This window comes from Buttiauxella ferragutiae, from assembly GCF_022637515.1.
Lineage (GTDB): Bacteria > Pseudomonadota > Gammaproteobacteria > Enterobacterales > Enterobacteriaceae > Buttiauxella > Buttiauxella ferragutiae.
Map to the genome: position 1 here is coordinate 3,192,269 of NZ_CP093332.1, position 21,042 is coordinate 3,213,310.

General features: G+C 48.5%; 22 protein-coding genes and 1 other annotated feature. Of the genes, 9 read left to right on the plus strand and 13 right to left on the minus strand.

Annotated elements, in window-relative coordinates:
* Positions 1 to 26: 26 nt before the first annotated feature.
* The 11 genes from ihfA to MNO13_RS14740 all read right to left on the minus strand — a co-directional run bounded on the left by ihfA (position 27) and on the right by MNO13_RS14740 (position 10,322).
* Entirely contained in the window at positions 27 to 326 is a 300-nt protein-coding gene (gene ihfA / locus MNO13_RS14690; protein WP_001229265.1) for an integration host factor subunit alpha, read from the minus strand.
* Between the two features lie 4 nt (positions 327 to 330).
* The gene (pheT, locus tag MNO13_RS14695; RefSeq protein WP_064547525.1) at positions 331 to 2,718 is read right to left on the minus strand and encodes a phenylalanine--tRNA ligase subunit beta; all 2,388 of its coding nucleotides are present in this window, start codon (positions 2,716 to 2,718) and stop codon (positions 331 to 333) included.
* 14 nt (positions 2,719 to 2,732) lie between these two features.
* A complete protein-coding gene (gene pheS / locus MNO13_RS14700; protein ID WP_241938942.1) occupies positions 2,733 to 3,716 on the minus strand; it encodes a phenylalanine--tRNA ligase subunit alpha in 984 nt (327 codons plus the stop codon).
* Between the two features lie 55 nt (positions 3,717 to 3,771).
* Positions 3,772 to 3,895, minus strand: a sequence feature (Phe leader region).
* Entirely contained in the window at positions 3,846 to 3,890 is a 45-nt protein-coding gene (gene pheM / locus MNO13_RS14705) for a pheST operon leader peptide PheM (protein ID WP_001386830.1), read from the minus strand. It overlaps the preceding feature by 45 nt.
* A 77-nt stretch (positions 3,896 to 3,972) precedes the next feature.
* Positions 3,973 to 4,329, minus strand: coding sequence for a 50S ribosomal protein L20 (rplT, locus tag MNO13_RS14710; RefSeq protein ID WP_000124850.1), 357 nt, complete (start codon positions 4,327 to 4,329; stop codon positions 3,973 to 3,975).
* A 45-nt stretch (positions 4,330 to 4,374) separates the two neighbouring features.
* Positions 4,375 to 4,572: a 50S ribosomal protein L35 gene (gene rpmI, locus MNO13_RS14715; protein ID WP_005968897.1), complete on the minus strand. Its 198-nt coding sequence runs from the start codon at positions 4,570 to 4,572 to the stop codon at positions 4,375 to 4,377.
* Between the two features lie 96 nt (positions 4,573 to 4,668).
* A complete protein-coding gene (infC, locus tag MNO13_RS14720) occupies positions 4,669 to 5,211 on the minus strand; it encodes a translation initiation factor IF-3 (RefSeq protein ID WP_074388328.1) in 543 nt (180 codons plus the stop codon).
* A 4-nt stretch (positions 5,212 to 5,215) separates the two neighbouring features.
* Positions 5,216 to 7,144 (minus strand): threonine--tRNA ligase, encoded by a 1,929-nt coding sequence (gene thrS / locus MNO13_RS14725; RefSeq protein WP_064547530.1) that lies wholly within the window; start codon positions 7,142 to 7,144, stop codon positions 5,216 to 5,218.
* Positions 7,145 to 7,530: 386 nt separating this feature from the next.
* Positions 7,531 to 8,631: a porin gene (locus tag MNO13_RS14730; RefSeq protein ID WP_241938943.1), complete on the minus strand. Its 1,101-nt coding sequence runs from the start codon at positions 8,629 to 8,631 to the stop codon at positions 7,531 to 7,533.
* Positions 8,632 to 8,979: 348 nt separating this feature from the next.
* Positions 8,980 to 9,210, minus strand: a complete 231-nt coding sequence (locus tag MNO13_RS14735) for a hypothetical protein (protein WP_064547534.1) — start codon at positions 9,208 to 9,210, stop codon at positions 8,980 to 8,982.
* 353 nt (positions 9,211 to 9,563) lie between these two features.
* A complete protein-coding gene (locus MNO13_RS14740; protein WP_121815504.1) occupies positions 9,564 to 10,322 on the minus strand; it encodes a DUF481 domain-containing protein in 759 nt (252 codons plus the stop codon).
* Positions 10,323 to 10,610: 288 nt separating this feature from the next.
* On the opposite strand from MNO13_RS14740, the gene pfkB reads away from it, so the two are divergent.
* The 3 genes from pfkB to MNO13_RS14755 all read left to right on the plus strand — a co-directional run bounded on the left by pfkB (position 10,611) and on the right by MNO13_RS14755 (position 12,907).
* The gene (pfkB, locus tag MNO13_RS14745) at positions 10,611 to 11,540 is read left to right on the plus strand and encodes a 6-phosphofructokinase II (protein WP_064547538.1); all 930 of its coding nucleotides are present in this window, start codon (positions 10,611 to 10,613) and stop codon (positions 11,538 to 11,540) included.
* A gap of 113 nt (positions 11,541 to 11,653) precedes the next feature.
* The gene (gene ghoS, locus MNO13_RS14750) at positions 11,654 to 11,944 is read left to right on the plus strand and encodes a type V toxin-antitoxin system endoribonuclease antitoxin GhoS (RefSeq protein WP_133522564.1); all 291 of its coding nucleotides are present in this window, start codon (positions 11,654 to 11,656) and stop codon (positions 11,942 to 11,944) included.
* Between the two features lie 102 nt (positions 11,945 to 12,046).
* The gene (locus MNO13_RS14755) at positions 12,047 to 12,907 is read left to right on the plus strand and encodes a fructosamine kinase family protein (RefSeq protein WP_064547541.1); all 861 of its coding nucleotides are present in this window, start codon (positions 12,047 to 12,049) and stop codon (positions 12,905 to 12,907) included.
* A 34-nt stretch (positions 12,908 to 12,941) separates the two neighbouring features.
* Here MNO13_RS14755 and MNO13_RS14760 read toward each other — a convergent pair whose 3' ends face one another.
* The gene (locus MNO13_RS14760) at positions 12,942 to 13,478 is read right to left on the minus strand and encodes a YniB family protein (RefSeq protein ID WP_064547543.1); all 537 of its coding nucleotides are present in this window, start codon (positions 13,476 to 13,478) and stop codon (positions 12,942 to 12,944) included.
* 166 nt (positions 13,479 to 13,644) lie between these two features.
* Here MNO13_RS14760 and hxpB point away from each other — a divergent pair, with 166 nt between their 5' ends.
* The 5 genes from hxpB to MNO13_RS14785 all read left to right on the plus strand — a co-directional run bounded on the left by hxpB (position 13,645) and on the right by MNO13_RS14785 (position 18,279).
* Positions 13,645 to 14,313, plus strand: coding sequence for a hexitol phosphatase HxpB (gene hxpB / locus MNO13_RS14765; RefSeq protein ID WP_064547546.1), 669 nt, complete (start codon positions 13,645 to 13,647; stop codon positions 14,311 to 14,313).
* 154 nt (positions 14,314 to 14,467) lie between these two features.
* Positions 14,468 to 15,229, plus strand: a complete 762-nt coding sequence (kduD, locus tag MNO13_RS14770) for a 2-dehydro-3-deoxy-D-gluconate 5-dehydrogenase KduD (RefSeq protein ID WP_064547548.1) — start codon at positions 14,468 to 14,470, stop codon at positions 15,227 to 15,229.
* Between the two features lie 114 nt (positions 15,230 to 15,343).
* Positions 15,344 to 15,934, plus strand: a complete 591-nt coding sequence (locus MNO13_RS14775) for a metal-dependent hydrolase (protein ID WP_064547550.1) — start codon at positions 15,344 to 15,346, stop codon at positions 15,932 to 15,934.
* Positions 15,935 to 16,067: 133 nt separating this feature from the next.
* Positions 16,068 to 17,459: an L-cystine transporter gene (locus tag MNO13_RS14780; RefSeq protein ID WP_064547552.1), complete on the plus strand. Its 1,392-nt coding sequence runs from the start codon at positions 16,068 to 16,070 to the stop codon at positions 17,457 to 17,459.
* A gap of 133 nt (positions 17,460 to 17,592) precedes the next feature.
* Positions 17,593 to 18,279 (plus strand): tetratricopeptide repeat protein, encoded by a 687-nt coding sequence (locus MNO13_RS14785; RefSeq protein WP_064547554.1) that lies wholly within the window; start codon positions 17,593 to 17,595, stop codon positions 18,277 to 18,279.
* Between the two features lie 75 nt (positions 18,280 to 18,354).
* Here MNO13_RS14785 and cedA read toward each other — a convergent pair whose 3' ends face one another.
* Positions 18,355 to 18,594, minus strand: coding sequence for a cell division activator CedA (cedA, locus tag MNO13_RS14790; RefSeq protein ID WP_064547621.1), 240 nt, complete (start codon positions 18,592 to 18,594; stop codon positions 18,355 to 18,357).
* A 146-nt stretch (positions 18,595 to 18,740) separates the two neighbouring features.
* Between cedA and katE the strand changes: the two genes are divergently transcribed.
* Complete coding sequence (gene katE, locus MNO13_RS14795; protein WP_133522589.1) at positions 18,741 to 20,999, plus strand: catalase HPII; 2,259 nt, start codon at positions 18,741 to 18,743, stop codon at positions 20,997 to 20,999.
* Positions 21,000 to 21,042 lie beyond the last annotated feature (43 nt).

Sequence of the window (21,042 nt, forward strand, 5' to 3'; positions counted from 1 at the left end):
TAAGCGGCCTTTTTGGTTTATTCAGGTTACTCGTCTTTTGGCGACGCGTTTTCAACCCTACTCTTCAACTTCTGACCAGGTCGGAAGGTCACTACACGGCGTGCCGTAATAGGAATATCTTCACCAGTCTTCGGGTTACGCCCGGGACGTTGGTTTTTATCGCGTAAGTCAAAATTACCAAAGCCTGATAGTTTAACCTGCTCACCGTTCTCCAGAGCGCGACGGATCTCTTCGAAAAACAGCTCTACCAACTCTTTAGCATCACGTTTGCTAAGCCCTAGCTTATCAAACAGATATTCTGACATTTCAGCTTTTGTAAGCGCCATACGTTCAATCCCTCAATGATGCCTGGAATCGCTCTTTTAATGCCTCTACACATTTTGCAACGGTAGCGGCAATCTCCTCTTCTTCGAGTGTACGGCCCGTATCCTGGAGGATAAGGCTTATGGCAAGGCTCTTATAACCTTCGGCTACACCCTTACCACGGTACACATCAAATAAGTTTACGCCAACTACCTGATTTGCGCCAACTTTCTTACATTCGACCAAAATATCTGCTGCGGGAACGTTTTCAGCGACAACAACCGCGATGTCACGACGGTTCGCCGGGAATCGAGAAATCTCTTTCGACTCAGGCACAGCGCGGTCTGCAAGCTTGTTCCACAGCACTTCGAACACCAGTGTACGGCCATTGAGAGAAAGCTTACGCTCAAGCTCAGGATGCACAACACCAATGAAACCAACGTATTCGCCACGTAAATAAATTGCGGCACTTTGACCTGGATGCAAAGCTGGGTTGCTGGCGACTCTAAATTCAATGTCAGAAAGCTGACCAGTCAGATCCAGTACCGCTTCCAGATCGCCCTTCAAATCATAGAAGTCGACGGTGTTACGCGCCAGATCCCAATGCTCTTCGTAGCGATTACCGCAGATGGCACCAGCCAGCATAAGATCCTGACGGATACCCAGGTCTGCCTGTGTATCAGGAACAAAGCGTAAACCTGATTCAAAGATGCGTACGCGGCTCTGCTGACGGTTTTGGTTGTAAACCACAGTATTGAGCAACCCGGTCAGCAAGGACAAACGCATCGCTGACATTTCAATGGAAATTGGGCTTGGCAGAATCAGATGTTCTTCACCTGGATGCAGCAGTTGCTGAACTTTAGGGTCAACAAAGCTATAGGTGATCACTTCCTGGTAGCCTTTATCAACCAGCATGGTTTTCACACGCTTAAGAGAAAGGTCTGCTTCGCGATGGCTGCCCATGATAAGGCCCGCTTGTACAGGCTCATCAGGAATGCTGTTATAGCCATAAACGCGCGCCACTTCTTCGACCAGATCTTCTTCAATCTGCATATCAAAGCGCCAGCTTGGTGCCACGGCGGTCCACTGGTTGTCGCCTTCAGTGACTTCACAACCCAGACGACGCAAAATATCGCTAACCTGCGCATCTTCAATATGATGGCCGATCAAACGATCCAGCTTGCTACGACGCAGAGTAATTGTGGCAGCTTTTGGCAAATGTGCTTCGCTGGTAACGTCAATAACCGGACCGGCTTCACCGCCGCAGATGTCAGTCAACAGACGAGTTGCTCGTTCCATTGCTTTGTACTGCAACGCAGAATCCACGCCACGCTCATAACGATGGGATGCATCAGTATGCAGACCATGACGGCGCGCACGCCCAGTGATAGACAGTGGGCTGAAGAATGCGCACTCCAGCAGCACATTCTGGGTTTCATCATTCACACCAGAATGTTCGCCACCAAAGATACCGCCCATTGCCAGCGCTTTAGTGTGGTCGGCGATAACCAGGGTATCAGCTTTCAACTTCGCTTCATTGCCATCAAGCAGCGTCAGGGTTTCACCTTCTTCTGCCATACGCACCACGATGCCACCGTCAATGCGGTCCATATCGAACGCGTGCATCGGTTGGCCAAGTTCAAGCAATACGTAGTTCGTCACGTCAACGACCGCGTCGATAGAACGAATACCGCAACGACGCAGTTTCTCTTTCATCCACAGTGGGGTTGGCGCTTTAACGTTGATGCCTTTAACCACGCGGCCCAGGTAACGCGGGCACGCTTCTGGCGCATCAACACGAATTGGCAGCGTGTCGGTGATTGTCGCAGCAACCGCAACCATTTCTGGCTCATGCAATGGCAGCTTGTTAACGACAGCGACATCACGAGCGACACCGATGATACCGAGACAATCGGCACGGTTTGGCGTCACGCTAATTTCGATAGTGTTGTCATCAAGCTTCAGGTATTCGCGGATATCGGTGCCAATCGGTGCATCTTGCGGCAGCTCAATAATGCCGTCGTGATCGTCGGAAATACCCAGCTCAGAGAATGAGCACAGCATGCCTTCTGATGGTTCGCCACGCAGTTTGGCCGCTTTAATTTTGAAATCGCCAGGCAGGACAGCGCCAACAGTTGCAACGGCAACTCTCAGGCCCTGACGGCAATTTGGTGCGCCACAAACGATGTCTAACAGGCGTTCGCCACCGACATTCACTTTTGTTACACGCAGTTTGTCAGCATTGGGGTGTTGGCCGCACTCAACCACTTCACCCACAACTACGCCATTAAATGCACCCGCAACGGCATCAACACCATCAACTTCAAGACCAGCCATCGTGATTTGGCTGGAAAGCTCTTCACTGCTGTTGGCTGGATTTACCCATTCGCGTAACCAGAGTTCACTGAATTTCATTGGATATCCCGCCCTTATTTGAACTGTTTGAGGAAACGTAAATCATTTTCGAAGAATGCGCGCAGATCGGTAACGCCGTAGCGCAGCATGGTCAGACGCTCCATGCCCATACCAAATGCGAAGCCTGAGTAGACTTCTGGGTCAATACCGACATTACGCAGGACATTTGGGTGCACCATGCCACAGCCTAAAACTTCCAGCCATTTGCCGTTTTTGCCCATCACGTCCACTTCTGCGGAAGGCTCAGTGAATGGGAAATAGGACGGACGGAAACGAATCTGCAAATCAGCTTCGAAGAAGTTGTTCAGGAAATCGTGCAATGTGCCTTTCAGGTTGGTGAAGCTGATGTTGGTATCAACAATCAAACCTTCCATTTGATGGAACATTGGCGTGTGCGTCTGGTCGTAGTCGTTACGATACACACGGCCAGGCGCGATAATACGAATCGGCGGCTGCTTATCCTTCATGGTACGAATCTGTACGCCAGAAGTCTGAGTGCGCAGTAGACGGGTTGCATCGAACCAGAAAGTATCGTGGTCAGCACGAGCTGGATGGTGCCCTGGAATGTTCAGAGCATCGAAGTTGTGGTAGTCATCTTCAATTTCAGGACCTGTCGCCACGGTGAAGCCCAGTTCACCGAAGAAGCTTTCGATACGGTCAATGGTGCGCGTAACCGGGTGCAAACCGCCATTTTCGATGCGACGGCCAGGCAGGGAAATATCAATGGTCTCTTCTGCCAGACGTGCATTCAGCGCGGCACTTTCCAGAGCGTGTTTGCGTGCATTTAATGCTTCCTGCACTTTCTCTTTCGCTTCATTGATTACCGCACCAGCGGCTGGACGCTCTTCTGGTGGCAATTCACGCAGGGTTGTCATCTGGAGGGTCAGATGTCCTTTCTTCCCTAAATACTCGACGCGTACGTTGTCTAACGCGGCAACATCATGGGCCTCGTTTATGGCGGCCGTTGCATTGGCAACCAGCTCTGCGAGATGTGGCATGGTATTCCTCTTATGCCGGCACAATTGCCGGGGTAGTTGATCCGTATACAGAAGCAAAAAAAAAGCCTCCATAGTGGAGGCTTTCGGCGCTATTTTTCGTTTCTTTTCTTACGCGCAAAGCCCCCTGATTCAGGTGCTAAAGTAAAAAAAGAAACGGAAAATAGCAGCATTCATGCTTGCAGTTACCTTATTGATCAGTGTTAAACATTACCGCTAGAAATTAAAAGAGGGAGACAAGCTCCCTCTAATAACCGGCTTACGCCAGAGCTGCTTTCGCTTTCTCAACCAGTGCAGTAAATGCCACTTTGTCGAATACGGCGATGTCAGCCAGGATCTTACGGTCGATTTCAACAGAAGCTTTTTTCAAGCCGTTGATGAATTTGCTGTAAGAGATCCCGTTCTGACGAGCTGCAGCGTTGATACGTGCAATCCACAGCTGACGGAATTGACGTTTACGTTGACGACGGTCACGGTAAGCGTATTGGCCAGCTTTGATAACAGCCTGGAAAGCAACGCGGTAAACGCGTGAACGCGCACCGTAGTAGCCTTTGGCTTGTTTAAGGATTTTTTTGTGACGAGCACGTGCGATAACACCACGTTTTACGCGAGCCATATTAGCTCTCCTGTTCTATATTCTGAATTAATTAAAAAGTGCTACTTATGCGTACGGCAGGCAAGCGATGACCAGGCCCAGATCCCCTTTGGAGACCATACCTTTCGGACGCAGGTGACGTTTACGCTTAGTAGACTTTTTAGTCAGAATATGACGCAGGTTAGCGTGCTTACGCTTAAAACCACCACCGGCGGTCTTTTTGAAGCGCTTAGCGGCGCCGCGTACAGTTTTAATCTTTGGCATTTAATAACTTTCCACTTCGCATTGTTAATAAAACGAACCAGAAGGCGAACAAATCTCACGAGGCCGAAACCTCGCGAGAACTGTTACTTGATGGCCTTACTGTTTCTTCTTCGGAGCGAGCACCATGATCATCTGACGGCCTTCGATCTTCGATGGGAAGGATTCGACGACTGCCAGTTCACTCAGATCGTCACGGACGCGGTTAAGCACTTCCATACCAATCTGTTGGTGAGCCATTTCACGACCGCGGAAACGCAGTGTGATTTTAGCTTTATCACCCTCTTCCAGAAAGCGAACCAGGCTGCGGAGTTTTACCTGATAGTCGCCATCATCGGTACCAGGTCGGAATTTGATTTCCTTGACCTGAATAACTTTTTGCTTTTTCTTCTGTTCCTTAGAAGATTTGCTTTTTTCGTAGAGGAATTTGCCGTAATCCATAATTCGACAAACAGGCGGTTCGGCATTAGGACTGATTTCAACTAAATCAACCCCAGCTTCCTCGGCTTTTTCTAAAGCTTCATTCAGACTGACAATACCTAGCTGCTCGCCTTCAATACCTGTCAGACGAACCTCAGTGGCACGAATTTCTCTGTTTATGCGATTAGGACGCGCCGGTTGAACTCTTTTTCCGCCTTTAATAACTCTATTCCTCTAGTTGATTAAGATTGCGACTGCGAATTTCATTCTGCAGTTTTTCAATCAATTCGTTGACGTCCATGCTACCCAAGTCTTTGCCACGACGGGTACGAACGGCTACTTTGCCTGCTTCGACCTCTTTATCGCCACAAACTAACATGTAAGGGACACGACGCAACGTGTGTTCACGGATTTTAAAGCCAATCTTCTCATTTCTCAAGTCTGCTTTTACACGAATGCCTGCATTTTGCAGTTTACGGGTCAATTCGTTAACGTATTCAGACTGTCCATCAGTGATATTCATCACCACTGCTTGTACTGGCGCAAGCCAGGTTGGGAAGAAACCCGCAAATTCTTCGGTCAGGATACCAATAAAACGTTCCATTGACCCGAGAATTGCACGGTGAATCATTACCGGCACCAGGCGTTCATTACTTTCACCAATATAAGACGCATTCAAACGCGATGGCAAAGAGAAGTCTAACTGTACTGTCCCGCACTGCCATGCACGATCCAGGCAGTCATACAGGGTAAATTCAATTTTAGGGCCATAGAATGCACCCTCTCCCGGTTGATAATCAAACGGAATATTATTTTCTTGCAATGCTACGGCCAAATCCGCCTCTGCACGATCCCACATTTCGTCGGTACCGATGCGTTTTTCAGGGCGAGTTGACAGCTTCACAACGATTTTTTCAAAACCGAAGGTGCTGTACATGTCGTAGACCATGCGGATGCAGCTATTCACTTCGTCACGCACTTGTTCTTCAGTACAGAATACGTGAGCATCATCCTGAGTAAAGCCACGAACGCGCATCAGGCCATGTAACGCACCTGACGGCTCATTACGGTGGCAGCTACCAAATTCAGCCATACGCAATGGCAAGTCACGGTAGGATTTCAGGCCCTGGTTAAAGATCTGCACATGGCCTGGGCAGTTCATTGGTTTGATGCAATATTCACGGTTTTCTGAAGAAGTGGTAAACATCGCATCTTTGTAGTTGTCCCAGTGGCCGGTTTTTTCCCAAAGCACACGGTCCATCATGAACGGGCCTTTCACTTCCTGATACTGGTACTCTTTGAGCTTGGAGCGTACAAACACTTCCAGTTCACGGAAGATAGTCCAGCCGTCGTTGTGCCAGAACACCATACCAGGTGCCTCTTCCTGCATATGATACAGGTCGAGTTGCTTACCGATCTTACGGTGGTCACGCTTGGACGCCTCTTCCAGGCGTTGCAAGTAAGCATTCAATTGCTTCTTATCAGCCCAGGCTGTGCCATAAATACGTTGCAACATTTTGTTGCTGCTATCGCCACGCCAGTAAGCACCGGAAGTTTTCTGCAACTTAAAATGATGGCAGAAACGCATGTTCGGTACGTGCGGACCGCGGCACATATCAACGTATTCTTCATGATGATACAAACCAGGCTTATCATCCTGGCTAATGTTTTCATCAAGAATCGCGACTTTGTAGCTTTCACCACGGTTCACGAAGGTTTCGCGGGCTTCATGCCAGCTCACTTTTTTCTTGATGACGTCGTAATCTTTCTCAGCCAACTCGTGCATACGCTTTTCGAGCAGCTCAAGATCTTCCTGCGTCAGCGTGTGGTCAATGTCAACGTCGTAGTAAAAACCGTTATCAATAACCGGGCCAATCGCCATTTTAGTGTGCGGCCACAGTTGTTTGATGGCATGACCCAATAAGTGGGCGCACGAGTGGCGGAGAATCTCCAGGCCAGCTTCATCTTTAACGGTGATAATTGCGAGTTTAGCATCGTGCTCAATAACATCAGACGCATCAACCAGTTCGCCATCTACACGGCCTGCAATACAGGCTTTCGCAAGGCCAGGACCGATGTCCAGAGCGACATCCAATGGGCTAACAGCGTGGTCGTAATGGCGTTGGCTGCCATCAGGAAGAGTAATAACAGGCATTATAAGTCCTTATTCGCAGTGGTGACCCATACGCAAGATCACATGCAACTTTATATAGTTTAAATAAATCAGTGAGTTAGGAGTGGTTGAATGCTTCACCTCGCAAACTGTGTACATGAATCTAAAATGTACCCACTTCAACCTGCTGATTAGACGAGGCAATAGTACACGTCATTGAGGTGAGGATAAAGGCAGAACTTAAGAACTTGTGGATAACATGCTGAAAAAAAAGGAAGAAAAATGAATAATACGTTTGTACTAAATATTTTTTATTAAGATTAATGTATTAATCAAATGTGTTAATCAATAGCGCCATGGTTTTCGCCATGACGCAAATATTTAATTTTCAGTTATTCAGGCGGGTAGAGAATAAGAACTGGAACTATTTAGAACTGATAAACAACACCTACAGCAGCAACATTATCGTTGTTAAGTTGCAAAGCATTGTCGTCGCTTAACAGGTTAATTTTGTAATCAATAAAAGCAGACATGTTTTTAGTAAAAAAATAGGTAGCAGAGACATCGACATATTTTACTAACTCCACGTCACCTACGCCCTCAATATCCTTACCCTTCGAGTAAACGTAGCCTATTGAAGGCCGGAAGCCAAAATCGAACAGATATTGTGCAACAATTTCAAATGCCTGATTCCTATTCGCAAACCCACTAATACTTTGGTTCTCACCATTAATTGTTGCGGTACCAGAAATCGGTGTCATATTGCTCGTCTCAGCATAAATTGCTGCCAGATAAATGTTATTGGCATCATATTTCACTCCCGCATTCCATGCTTCCGCATTATCACCCTGACCATAAGTCAGGTCTCTCTGTGCCAGAGTACGGTTAGAGTTGCTATAGCCCATCCCCATACTCATCCCGGTATCGCTAATGTCATAAGTCAACGATGTCCCTACACCTTCACCGTTTTGCTTACTGGTAGACCGACCGTCATTCTCGTTTTTCCCTTGAAACTGAACGGTCAGTTTTAAGCCATCAACTAAACCGAAGAAAGTAGTATTACGATACGTTGCCACACTATTAGTACGGGTAGTCATGAAATTATCAGTTTTAGCATAAGATTCAGTCGTAAATTCAGGCATGACATCGGTATATGATCCAATATTATAAAGCACACCATAGTTTCGACCGTAATCAAATGACCCAAAATCACCAGCTTTTAGACCTGCGAATGCCAAACGCGTTTTTGCCGTATTGCTATCACCTTCGACTTTGTTGGCTGCAACCTGATACTCCCACTGACCAAAACCAGTGAGTTGACTATTAATTTCAGTCTGACCTTTAATACCAAATCGAATATAAGACTGATCACCATCAACGCTATTATTGTCGCTCAGATAGATTTCTGGCTTTACTCTTCCATAAATGTCTAATTTATTTCCATCCTTATTATAAACTTCTGCTGCATGCATAGACGTTGATGTCAGCAGTAAACTTAATGTCACTCCTGCGAATGTAAAATTTTTCATGTTTGCTCCTAAACCCCTTTCTAATACGCGATAATTAATCAAGAGACACCTTGTCAAAAACGCAGAGATTATTATCGGCATGAGGTTATAGAAATATTACAGAATGGTTTAAAGTTTAAAAATAAACAAAGAAACTACCAATCCTAATTTTGCAAACTAGTTTCATAGATATATCTCAAGCGATGATGACACTTGGTTTTTTAACAGACCAGTAATGACGAGGGAATTAGTTTGCGGGGGTATAAATAAAAAACCGGGCATTATGCTCGGTTTTTTATTTATGTAACTTTTAGCACGAATGATAGGTTATCAAACCTGCGCAGAAAGATAATTAAACAATGCACGTGACTATGACCAGTCCCCGGCAACCAGTGTATGGACATTAAAAGCGTCATCCATTGACTGTCCCGTAGACAGCTCGCCCGGTTGAATATTGGAGCCCGCTTCAACATCGGCAACATTCCAGACAGGTGATGGTGCTGTTTGTGTGCCTGTGGTTGCAGAAGATTGCGCAGCAGAGGCACCAAATGAAAGCATGGAAAGAGTAACAACTACAGCGGCATATTTGATATTTTTCATATTCATTTTTCTCTTATTTAATGGATCAGCAAGCTATTAACCTGCCACAAAATAAGAGTAGATCTAGATCACATTTCTGACAAGACCAATACTTTATCAATTCGTGTCAAATATACCAAAAATATGAATAAAGAAAGAATTAAGGAGAGATTGTGAAGAATTTAAAATTCTTAATTAATTTTATTATAAATAAAACTACGGACCAAAATAATATTAGCGACATGGATAAAAATAAAACAATTCGCTCCAAAACATTCCAGTGCAATGAATGATAGCGGCAAAGAAGCACATCAACAGAAGCTAAACTTAAGTAAGTGATGGGTTTAAAGCCGGGAATGACCCGGCTTAATCAATTACATCTTATAACCAAGAGTCACTGCAGTACGTCTGTCGGTATGTTCAGGTGCAGAATCTGGCGGATTTGAGTTCCAGGTGACGTTATAGCCAACCCGCAAACCAAAGTGCTCATTGATTGCAACTTCAAGCGCAGTTTCAGAGTTTACCGTCGTATCTTCGCTACCCAGTACAGACACGCCCTGGATAAATTTGGCGTTATCTGTTAACTGCCAGTTATAAATACCTGATGCGTAGCCCAACGGCTGAGTCTTATGACCACCATCGGTATACTCGTCATAACGTACACCAGGACCAAATTCCAAACGCAGACTGTGCACTGGGCCATTAAGGAACTGGCGACCATAACCAGCAGTCAGTACATCCCTTGAGTCATAACCGTTATACCGATCAGTTAACCAACTCGCCTGACCGAACAGGTAATCGCTGTCAGTCATGTTGTAACGGCTACGGCCCCCGATGGAATAAGTCTCAGAAGAGCGTTCATCATTAGACGAGGTATTGTTTGCATTGCCCCACAGTGACCATGCGGTTGCCGTTTGGTACCAGGTCAAGTTGGAGTTAGCGGTCAGCGAGGAGCTGGTGGTGTTACCTGATTGTGCAAGGTAGCCTGCATTCAGATTACCTTCGAACGGTTTCTTTGCGGTGGCTGGGTCATCCATGACAGTGAAAACCGAATTATCTGCAATTGCAAAGTGACTCAATAGCGCACTTCCGGTCAGCAAAATTGCAGCCGGTACTGTCTTAACAAAATTCATTTAATCGTCCGTACAACATAAAAAGAAACCATCAAGGTTCCGGAATCTTTTCTGTGGATCAAATATTTATGAGCCAAGAAAGGTAACAAATTATAAAAAAGCTCGAATAACATAGCAATGAATTCTTCTTTCATTTTTTGAATAAGAGAGCTCTTAAAACATCTTAATTTTCATAAACATAGTGCGTAGGGTTATTTTACAAATTATTTGATAAATCATGGTGTTAATTGACATTCTCTTGCCTAAACAGTGCTACGCTTTATCCCAATGCTAAATTAAGGAGGATATATGACACGCATTTACACACTGACACTTGCCCCTTCTCTGGACAGCGCAACACTGACAGCACAAATTTATCCCGAAGGTAAACTACGGTGCACCGCTCCGGTATTTGAACCAGGCGGTGGTGGAATTAACGTTGCGCGAGCGATTGCCCACCTCGGCGGGCAAGCAACTGCCATTTTTCCTTCCGGTGGTGCGACAGGCGAACACCTTAGCAATCTGCTTTTAGATGAACATGTTGCCATTGATACCGTAGATGCTCACGACTGGACGCGGCAAAACTTGCATGTTCACGCCGAGTCTACCGGTGAGCAGTATCGCTTTGTGATGCCAGGTGCGGCCCTTACCGATGATGAGTTTCGCCGCCTGGAAGAAAAAGTCCTCACTATTGAAGCGGGCTCCATTCTGGTTATCAGCGGCAGTCTTCCACCAGGTATTGATGTTTCGAAACTCTGCGGGTTAGTCAAAGCGGCCCAAAAATCCGGGATACGCTGCATCGTTGATAGTTCAGGCGAAGCGCTCAAAGCGACTCTGGAAATCGGCAATATTGAGTTGGTGAAACCTAACCAAAAAGAGCTCAGTGCATTAGTCAATCGCGACCTCACACAACCTGACGATGTGCGTAAGGCAGCTCAGGAAATCGTTGATAGCGGAAAAGCCAAGCGCGTGGTCGTTTCGCTTGGTCCGCAGGGGGCATTGGGCGTAGATGCTAATGGTTCTGTTCAGGTGGTACCACCGCCAGTGAAAAGCCAAAGTACAGTGGGTGCCGGAGACAGCATGGTCGGCGCGATGACGCTAAAACTAGCTGAAAATGCCCCACTACTTGATATGGTCCGATTCGGTGTCGCCGCCGGGAGTGCCGCCACACTCAATCACGGCACCCGTTTGTGCTCCATGGAAAATACCCAAAAAATCTACGACTACTTATGCAGTTAACAAGACTGAGTTAACAGGCCGCCCTGCTCGGGGCGGTTCGCCACGACGGCAAATGTCGCCATTTTGTGCAGATCAACTATGCTAAAACCTTCGGGATAACAATGGGGTGAACCATGAGTAGCGGAGACATTGAGCGTTATGTTGTCACATTAAAGTTCAAGGAGCACAATCTCACGGACCTTAACGAACTGAATAACACGCTGACTCGTGGAGGTTTTTTGCTCACCTTTACCGATGACGAAGGGAAAATTCACGAATTAGGCAGCAACTCATTCGGCTTGATAAGTACATTAGAGCAGACTGAAGTTGAAGAGCTTGCCCGTGGGCTCGCTAAACTGGCGCTGGGAATAGAGCCAGAAGTTTCAATCACCACCTGGGATAGCTGGCGACAAGAGAGTCAATAGCCTGGTTTAAAACTCCTGACCGGGGATGTGCGTTAGTTCGAAGTTTGACCCGGTTAACAGCGATAAACTAATGATCTACCAGATAACCTGGAGAGAAGCATTATGTGGCAAGCCATAAGTCGTCTGTTAAGTGAACAACTCGGTAGCGCTGAAATTGAACAACGCACTGAATTACCCGGAGGGGAAATTCATGCTGCCTGGCGAATTCACTATGCCGGTCATGAGATTTTTGTCAAAAGCGACACTCGCGAGCTGTTACCCATCTTCACTGCCGAAGCCGATCAACTTGAACTACTCGCACGCAGCAACACAGTGCGCGTACCGAAAGTCTGGGCGGTAGGCAGCGATAGGGATTACAGTTTCCTGCTCCTTGAATATATGCCCGCTAAACCCCTGGATGCCCACAACGCCTTCTTGTTGGGGCAACAACTCGCGCGCCTGCATCAGTGGAGTGAACAGCCGCAATTTGGGCTCGATTTTGATAATGATCTTTCCACCACTCCGCAGCCCAATGCCTGGCAACGCCGCTGGTCAACATTCTTTGCAGAGCAACGCATTGGCTGGCAGCTTGAACTGGCGGCTGAAAAAGGGATTCAGTTTGGCGACATCGACCTGATCGTCGATTTTGTGCATCAGGTTCTTGCCTCCCATCAACCGCAGCCTTCATTACTGCATGGCGATTTGTGGTCAGGAAATTGCGCGATGGGTACCGATGGGCCATTTATCTACGATCCGGCCTGTTACTGGGGTGACAGAGAGTGCGACCTGGCAATGTTACCGTTGCATCCGGATCAACCACCGCAAATCTACGACGGTTACCAGTCAGTTTCCCCTCTTCCTACAGATTTCCTTGAACGCCAGCCTATTTATCAACTCTATACTTTGCTTAACCGCGCGATTCTATTCGGCGGTCAACATCTAGTCACCGCGCAAAAAGCGCTGGAACGCGTTCTGGCAGCATGAATAATTCGCCACTCCCTATTGGAGTGGCGTTTTTCTAGATGAAGCCGAGCAAAGAAAAGAAGAAATAACCGATAACGATAATAATGATGGGTAAAATATAGAGCGGGAATATTTGCAGGAAAATGGTGTGTCGCGGCACCACGATTTTCGCGTCGATTTGTTCCTTGGTTAACCCTTCGGGGCCTTTGGCTTGTTCCAGTATCAACTGATCCTCTACCCCTTCACGCAGAAACTTCGCCTGGCGGCTCATTCGCGCGCCAGATCCCTGCAATGCCAGACCGACAAAGATCAGCATGTAGATCACCCAAAACAGAATATTGGCCTGTTGATGGAAGTCAGGTTGTGGCGAGTTGTACCAGAAGAAATTTAAGAATGGCGTATTAAAACGCATCATCTCAATCATGACATGTGCGAAGTCCAGCATGACAGCATTAATCCCCGCCTGCTTTTCGCTGTGTTCATACATGAACTTAAGAATTGATATCAGTGTTGAAATCATCGCCGGGATGAAAATTACCCAGCCAGCCACACGTTTGAGTACGGCAATGCGTCCAGCTTGTTGATACGTCATTCGTTCCCCTTGGTTAAGACGTAACTTACACGCACAAAGTTTACCTCTTCCAGGGGGATTTCGCCTGAGCTTTACGGGCGATTCTCACAAAGCAGTGGCAACAAGCGAAAATTCCAGCTATTGATAAGTAATCTTAACTGTAATGCACACCGACAGGAGTCGAAACATGGCTGTGACTCGCCAAATTTTAGCTGCGATTTTTGATATGGACGGTTTACTGATTGATTCTGAACCATTATGGGACAAAGCCGAGCTGGAAGTGTTGGCTAGCGTTGGTGTGGATATTTCCCGCCGCTCTGAACTCCCTGACACGCTGGGTTTGCGTATCGACCTGGTTGTTGACCTGTGGTTTGCCAAACAACCGTGGAACGGCCCATCTCGTGAAGAAGTGACAAACCGCGTGATTACTCGCGCCATTGCCCTGATTGAAGAGACGCGTCCGATTTTGCCTGGTGTGCGTGAAGCTGTCGCTTTATGTAAAGCGCAAGGTCTGAAAGTGGGTTTAGCGTCTGCTTCACCTGCGCATATGCTTGAGCGTGTACTGGAAATGTTCGACTTACGTTCCCAGTTTGATGCCATCGCCTCGGCAGAACATCTGCCTTACAGCAAGCCCCATCCGCAGGTTTATCTGGATGCCGCTGCTAAATTGGCTGTTGACCCGCTCGCCTGTGTGACACTTGAAGACTCCGTGAATGGCATGGTTGCCACCAAAGCCGCACGCATGCGTTCTATTGTGGTTCCCGCAGAAGAAAACCGTGACGACGTGCGCTGGTGCCTGGCAAATGTGAAGTTGTCTTCGCTGAGTGAATTACGCGCCGAACACCTGATTGGCTAATTTATTATGATGCGGGGCTCCCCGCATCATTCTCAAAACCATACCGACATCTAATTTTTTAAAACAGTATTTCAAAAATATTTGAGTTTCCCCCCTCCCGTATCTACTCTTTACAGACACGCGCAAATGCGCTTTTCCGGATACCGGAGTAACTATGATTCTCGATGCTTTTAATCTGCAAGGCAAAGTCGCTGTTGTCACGGGATGCGATACAGGACTGGGTCAGGGAATGGCGATTGGCCTTGCCGAGGCTGGTTGTGACATCGTCAGCGTAAACCGCAAAATCCCGCATGAAACGGCGCAAAAAGTGCGAGATTTGGATCGCCGTTTTCTCGCCATCCAGGCAGATTTAAGCCAACAAGACGCGATCCCTGACATCATTGCGCAGGCCGTGGCAGGAATGGGGAAAATAGATATCCTTGTAAATAACGCAGGCACCATTCGCCGGGAAGATGCGCTGGAATTTAGCGAGAAAAACTGGGACGACGTAATGAACCTGAACATTAAATCAGTATTCTTTCTCTCTCAGGCGGTGGCAAAACAGTTCATTAAACAAGGCACTGGCGGCAAGATTATTAATATCGCCTCCATGTTGTCCTTCCAGGGCGGTATCAGAGTCCCGTCTTACACCGCATCTAAAAGTGCCGTGCTTGGCATAACGCGCCTGCTGGCAAATGAATGGGCGCAACATAATATCAATGTCAACGCGATCGCGCCGGGATACATGGCAACCAACAACACTCAACAACTGCGTGATGATGAAGTCCGCAGCCATGAAATCCTCGAGCGAATTCCCGCGGGTCGTTGGGGTGTTCCTGCCGATCTGCAAGGCCCGGTGGTGTTTCTTGCCTCCAGTGCTTCCGATTATGTCAACGGTTACACCATTGCCGTCGACGGAGGCTGGTTAGCCCGCTAAACAACACGCCGCCGGGGAATCCGGCGGTTGCAAAATGTTACGCCGTCACCTCTTCCGTCTACTGTATAAAAACCCTATACTGTATGAATCGACAGTTTTCATCCGGGTAGTATCATGACGGCGGAAGGTCACCTTCTTTTTTCCATTGCCTGTGCAGTATTCGCTAAAAACGCCGAACTCACGCCTGTGCTTGCTCAAGGAGACTGGTGGCATATTGTGCCTTCAGCCATCCTGACCTGTTTGCTGCCTGATATTGACCACCCAAAGTCATTTCTCGGTCAACGCTTGCCGTGGTTTTCCAAACCCATTGCCCGCGCCTGCGGCCATCGGGGCTTTACCCACAGCTTATTTGCCGTCTTCGCAAGCCTTGCACTGTTCTATCTCAAAGTCCCCGAAAGTTGGGTGATTCCCGCCGATGCCCTTCAAGGCATGGTGTTGGGTTACTTAAGCCATATTTTGGCAGATATGCTCACTCCTGCGGGTGTCCCACTCCTTTGGCCCTGCCGTTGGCGCTTTCGCTTTCCCATCATCAGGCCGCAAAAAGGTAATCAACTGGAACGTGCCTTGTGCATGGTGTTGTTTGGTCTGGCCGTGTGGATGCCGCAAAGTGTGCCCGATAACAGCGCGGTGCGCTGGTCATCGCACATGATAATTTCGCTGCAAATGACCTTTAATAGTTTTTTAAATAACCACCTGGAACAATAATTAAACGAAATAGCTCGAATTGTAATAATCAATTCCTTTTGAATATAAGAGTAACTCCAGGGTTCTGGTACGCTTTACAGAATAAAGGTGGCAATCAGTCCATCTGTTTAAAATATACTCAGGAGATACGGGGATGAATTTTCCACTCATAGCGAACGTTATCGTGTTCGTTATTCTATTGCTGTTGCTGGCACAAACTCGCCACAAACAGTGGAGTCTGGCAAAAAAAGTACTGCTTGGTCTGGTGATCGGTGTGGTCTTTGGCCTTGCATTACACACCATTTATGGCGAAGACAGTCCGGTACTGAAACAGTCTATTCAGTGGTTTAACGTTGTCGGTAACGGCTATGTTCAATTACTGCAAATGATCGTCATGCCGCTGGTATTTGCCTCTATCCTGAGCGCGGTGGCACGTCTGCATAACGCCTCTTCTCTGGGCAAAATCAGCGTTCTGACCATCGGGACATTGCTGTTTACCACGCTGATTTCAGCGCTGGTCGGCGTGCTGGTCACCAACTTGTTTGGTTTGACGGCTGAAGGCCTGGTGCAAGGCACCGCTGAAACCGCTCGTCTGAGCGCAATCGAAACCACTTATGTGGGTAAAGTGGCTGACCTCAGCGTACCGCAACTGATTCTGTCATTCGTGCCGAAGAACCCGTTTGCTGACCTGACAGGGGCTAACCCAACGTCTATCATCAGCGTGGTGATTTTCGCCGCGTTCCTCGGTGTAGCAGCTCTTAAACTACTGAAAGACGATGCGCCAAAAGGCGAGCGTGTTCTGGTTGCGATTGACACGCTGCAAAGCTGGGTCATGAAACTGGTGCGTCTGGTCATGCAACTGACGCCGTACGGTGTTCTTGCGCTGATGACCAAAGTTGTTGCTGGTTCAAACCTGCAAGACATCATCAAACTCGGTAGTTTCGTGGTGGCCTCTTACCTCGGTCTGGCAATTATGTTCGGCGTGCACGCGGTTCTGTTGGCTGTCAACGGTGTGAGCCCGCTGAAATACTTCCGCAAAGTCTGGCCTGTGCTGACCTTTGCCTTCACCAGCCGCTCCAGTGCAGCCAGTATTCCATTGAACGTTGAAGCTCAAACTCGCCGTCTGGGTGTGCCTGAGTCCATCGCCAGCTTTGCCGCGTCGTTTGGGGCCACCATCGGTCAGAACGGTTGTGCGGGTCTGTATCCAGCGATGCTGGCCGTGATGGTCGCGCCAACCGTCGGTATCAACCCATTGGATCCAGTCTGGATTGCCACACTGGTCGGGATTGTCACCGTAAGCTCCGCAGGCGTTGCGGGTGTCGGTGGTGGTGCAACATTCGCTGCCCTGATTGTCCTGCCAGCCATGGGCTTGCCGGTCACGCTGGTGGCATTGCTGATTTCGGTTGAACCGCTTATCGACATGGGCCGTACCGCGCTGAACGTCAGCGGTTCCATGACGGCAGGTACCATCACCAGCCAGTTGATGAAACAAACCGATAAAGAAATACTCAATAGCGACGAAGAAGCCGAACTGGCACATCGCTAAGCAGTAGCTAAACCACCGTAGAATCTGCGACAATACAACGGCTCCTTGAAAAGGGAGCCGTTTTTTATTGATAAAATAGAGCGCCCCAAAAGGGTGCCAAAATAAAATTGTCTCCTACGGACCCCTTCTCTCTATGAAACGACTCTATTTTTTATTGCTGTTGTGTCTCTCATCGGCGTGGGCTGAAACACCGGACAGCCCCTACCTGCAACATGCGCAGGAAGGTGACAGCCGCGCCCAGTTTTACCTTGCCGATACCCTTTTCAGTGCGGGCGAATATCAGCAAGCGGAAAGCTGGGCGGCAAAATCAGCGGCCCAGGGTGACGCCGATGCTATGGCTCTGCTGGCCCAACTCAAAATCCATGATCCTGCAAATGGCGATTACCAGCAGGCAAAATCGTTAGCCGAACAGGCCGTCGCCCACGGCAGTAAACCAGGAAGCGTGGTTCTGGCACGTATTCTGGTGAACACCCAGGCGGGCAAGCCCGATTATTCGAAAGCCATGCAGTTACTGGAAAGCGCCTCACAGGACATTGAGAGTGACTCAGCGGTCGATGCCCAAATGTTTTACGGCATGCTGTACGCAAATGGCGTGGGTGTGGTGCAAGACGATGACAAAGCGGCATTCTGGTTCAAGCGCAGCTCGGCACTTTCCCGCACGGGTTATGCCGAATACTGGGCAGGAATGCTGTTTTTAAATGGTGAAAAAGGCTTTATCGCGACCAATAAACAGAAAGCATTGCATTGGCTGAACGTCAGTTGCACGGAAGGGTTTGATACCGGCTGCGAAGAGTTTGAAGAAATCAGTAACGGCGGGTAAAACCGCCGTCATTCGATACCCGTTAGCATTCGAGTTGCAGCCAACACCCCTGCAACTTGAAGGATGAAGGATAGATCAGCCTACATCATTCTCACTTCTTACCTGCATCGCCCAACGCTGCGCTGACTCTGGTAATGTAAATGGCGGCGACTGACGGAACGCATCTCCCACCAGCACAAAAGCCACATAGCGATTACGCAGCATCCACACGTCTTTAAATCCTTCAACTCGCCACGCATGAGCCGGTGGTACGGGTTCAACGCGTGGTTGATACGTAAGAACAGGGCGAGTATTCGGTTGGCGCAAAGGTTTCATAGGCAATGGAATCAAAACTAAATTGAGGAGTAACTTCGCTATGATAACGGAGAACGCCCCTCCACGTCTCGCGTTGAGATGACCTTGTTCTATAGTTAAAGCTGTTTTGCCCGACAAAACAGCTTTAACTAAAGGGGTAATATTCAATGTCGACGCACAATAAACATCCTTTAACTCACAGTGCACCAATACATGACGCCAATGAATCAAAGCCTGGTATGGATTCTCTGGCACCTGAAGATGGTTCTCACCGCCCTTCCACCGACCCCAGTTCACCAGGAGCGCAACCTACCGCTGCAGGAAGTTATAAAAGCCCGGATACCTCCAACGAAAAACTGAAATCCCTCGATGTACATCGCAAAGATGGAGAAAACTTCCCGCTTACCACCAATCAAGGTGTGCGCATTGCCGATGACCAAAACTCACTGCGTGCCGGTACGCGCGGGCCTACGCTTCTGGAAGATTTTATCCTGCGGGAAAAAATTACCCACTTCGACCATGAGCGTATCCCCGAGCGCATCGTCCATGCTCGTGGTTCTGCGGCTCACGGTTACTTCCAGCCCTATAAGAATATGGCAGAAATTACCAAAGCAGATTTCCTTTCAGACCCCGACAAAATCACCCCGGTCTTTGTGCGATTTTCTACCGTGCAGGGCGGTGCAGGTTCAGCCGATACCGTGCGTGATATCCGCGGATTCGCCACCAAGTTTTACACCGACGAAGGTATTTTCGATTTAGTCGGCAACAACACGCCGGTATTCTTTATTCAGGATGCACATAAATTCCCCGATTTCGTCCACGCGGTAAAACCAGAGCCACACTGGGCAATCCCGCAAGGTGGCAGCGCCCACGACACCTTCTGGGATTATGTTTCCCTGCAACCTGAAACCCTGCATAACGTCATGTGGGCGATGTCTGACCGCGGCCTGCCGCGCAGCTATCGCACCATGGAAGGTTTCGGGATTCATACTTTCCGCATGATTAATGCCGAAGGCAAAGCGACGTTCGTGCGCTTCCACTGGAAACCGACCGCCGGTAAAGCCTCGCTGGTGTGGGATGAATCGCAAAAACTAACGGGCCGCGACCCTGACTTCCACCGCCGTGATTTATGGGAATCTATTGAAGCCGGCGATTTTCCGGAATACGAACTGGGGCTGCAATTAATCCCTGAAGAAGACGAATTCAAATATGATTTTGACTTGTTAGACCCGACCAAACTGATTCCGGAAGAACTGGTTCCAGTCCATCTGGTGGGCAAAATGACGCTCAACCGTAATCCGGATAACTTCTTTGCCGAAAACGAACAAGCGGCATTCCATCCGGGGCATATCGTTCCGGGGCTTGATTTCAGTAATGACCCGTTGTTGCAGGGGCGCTTATTCTCCTACACCGATACACAAATCAGCCGCCTGGGTGGCCCGAATTTCCATGAAATCCCGATAAACCGCCCCACCTGCCCGTATCACAATTTCCAGCGTGATGGCATGCACCGCATGGATATTGACAGCAATCCTGCCAATTACGAACCGAACTCCATTAACGATAACTGGCCGCGCGAAACGCCTCCGGGGCCGAAACGTGGCGGCTTTGAGAGTTATCAAACGCGGGTTGAAGGACATAAGATTCGCGAACGCAGCCCATCGTTTGGTGAATATTACTCGCAGCCGCGGCTGTTCTGGCAAAGCCAAACGCCAGTCGAACAGCAACATATTATCAGCGCCTTTAGCTTTGAATTGTCCAAAGTGGCAAGACCGTATATCCGCGAAAGAGTGCTGGATCACCTGACGCACATTGATATTTCACTCGCCCAACCGGTTGCTGAAAATCTCGGAATTGAGCTTTCCGACGAGCAAATGCACGTTGCGCCACCGAAAGATGTCAACGGCCTGAAGAAAGACCCCAGCCTGAGTCTGTATGCGGTGCCAAGTGGTTCGGTGAAAGGCCGCGTGGTGGCGATTCTACTCAGTGAGAAGGCCAATGCGGCAGATGTTCTGGCGGTGATGCAGGCGCTGAAAGCTCAGGGAGTGCATAGCAAACTGCTGTTCTCGCGCATGGGCGAAGTGAGCGCGGACGACGGTTCTTTACTGCCGATTGGCGCTACTTTTGCCGGTTCGCCATCGGTCAGTGTCGACGCCGTGATAGTGCCGGGAGGCGATCTGCAAACCATTCTGAGCAATGGCGACGCGACATATTATTTACTGGAAGCCTATAAACACTTGAAGGTGATTGGCCTAGCCGGAGATGCCCGCCAGTTTAAAACCAAACTGGGCATTGATAGCCAGGGCGAGGAAGGCGTCATAGAAGGTGACAGTGTCACGAATTTATTTACCGATGAATTCCTGACACTACTCGCCGCACATCGGGTTTGGTCCCGGCATAATAAGGTTGGGCATATTCCGGCTTAACCCAAAAAAAAGGTGGATAACGCTTGCGCTTATCCACCCTACA

What these genes read in the sequence shown, in the direction of transcription:
- kduD (WP_064547548.1), top strand. Translation starts at nt 14,468, where the DNA reads ATGATTCTCGATGCTTTTAATCTGCAAGGCAAAGTCGCTGTTGTCACG.
- MNO13_RS14755 (WP_064547541.1), top strand. Translation starts at nt 12,047, where the DNA reads ATGTGGCAAGCCATAAGTCGTCTGTTAAGTGAACAACTCGGTAGCGCT.
- MNO13_RS14740 (WP_121815504.1), bottom strand. Translation starts at nt 10,322, where the DNA reads ATGAATTTTGTTAAGACAGTACCGGCTGCAATTTTGCTGACCGGAAGT.
- pfkB (WP_064547538.1), top strand. Translation starts at nt 10,611, where the DNA reads ATGACACGCATTTACACACTGACACTTGCCCCTTCTCTGGACAGCGCA.
- pheT (WP_064547525.1), bottom strand. Translation starts at nt 2,718, where the DNA reads ATGAAATTCAGTGAACTCTGGTTACGCGAATGGGTAAATCCAGCCAAC.
- ihfA (WP_001229265.1), bottom strand. Translation starts at nt 326, where the DNA reads ATGGCGCTTACAAAAGCTGAAATGTCAGAATATCTGTTTGATAAGCTA.
- katE (WP_133522589.1), top strand. Translation starts at nt 18,741, where the DNA reads ATGTCGACGCACAATAAACATCCTTTAACTCACAGTGCACCAATACAT.
- MNO13_RS14735 (WP_064547534.1), bottom strand. Translation starts at nt 9,210, where the DNA reads ATGAAAAATATCAAATATGCCGCTGTAGTTGTTACTCTTTCCATGCTT.
- MNO13_RS14775 (WP_064547550.1), top strand. Translation starts at nt 15,344, where the DNA reads ATGACGGCGGAAGGTCACCTTCTTTTTTCCATTGCCTGTGCAGTATTC.
- thrS (WP_064547530.1), bottom strand. Translation starts at nt 7,144, where the DNA reads ATGCCTGTTATTACTCTTCCTGATGGCAGCCAACGCCATTACGACCAC.
- cedA (WP_064547621.1), bottom strand. Translation starts at nt 18,594, where the DNA reads ATGAAACCTTTGCGCCAACCGAATACTCGCCCTGTTCTTACGTATCAA.
- MNO13_RS14730 (WP_241938943.1), bottom strand. Translation starts at nt 8,631, where the DNA reads ATGAAAAATTTTACATTCGCAGGAGTGACATTAAGTTTACTGCTGACA.
- MNO13_RS14780 (WP_064547552.1), top strand. Translation starts at nt 16,068, where the DNA reads ATGAATTTTCCACTCATAGCGAACGTTATCGTGTTCGTTATTCTATTG.
- hxpB (WP_064547546.1), top strand. Translation starts at nt 13,645, where the DNA reads ATGGCTGTGACTCGCCAAATTTTAGCTGCGATTTTTGATATGGACGGT.
- rpmI (WP_005968897.1), bottom strand. Translation starts at nt 4,572, where the DNA reads ATGCCAAAGATTAAAACTGTACGCGGCGCCGCTAAGCGCTTCAAAAAG.
- ghoS (WP_133522564.1), top strand. Translation starts at nt 11,654, where the DNA reads ATGAGTAGCGGAGACATTGAGCGTTATGTTGTCACATTAAAGTTCAAG.
- MNO13_RS14785 (WP_064547554.1), top strand. Translation starts at nt 17,593, where the DNA reads ATGAAACGACTCTATTTTTTATTGCTGTTGTGTCTCTCATCGGCGTGG.
- pheS (WP_241938942.1), bottom strand. Translation starts at nt 3,716, where the DNA reads ATGCCACATCTCGCAGAGCTGGTTGCCAATGCAACGGCCGCCATAAAC.
- rplT (WP_000124850.1), bottom strand. Translation starts at nt 4,329, where the DNA reads ATGGCTCGCGTAAAACGTGGTGTTATCGCACGTGCTCGTCACAAAAAA.
- MNO13_RS14760 (WP_064547543.1), bottom strand. Translation starts at nt 13,478, where the DNA reads ATGACGTATCAACAAGCTGGACGCATTGCCGTACTCAAACGTGTGGCT.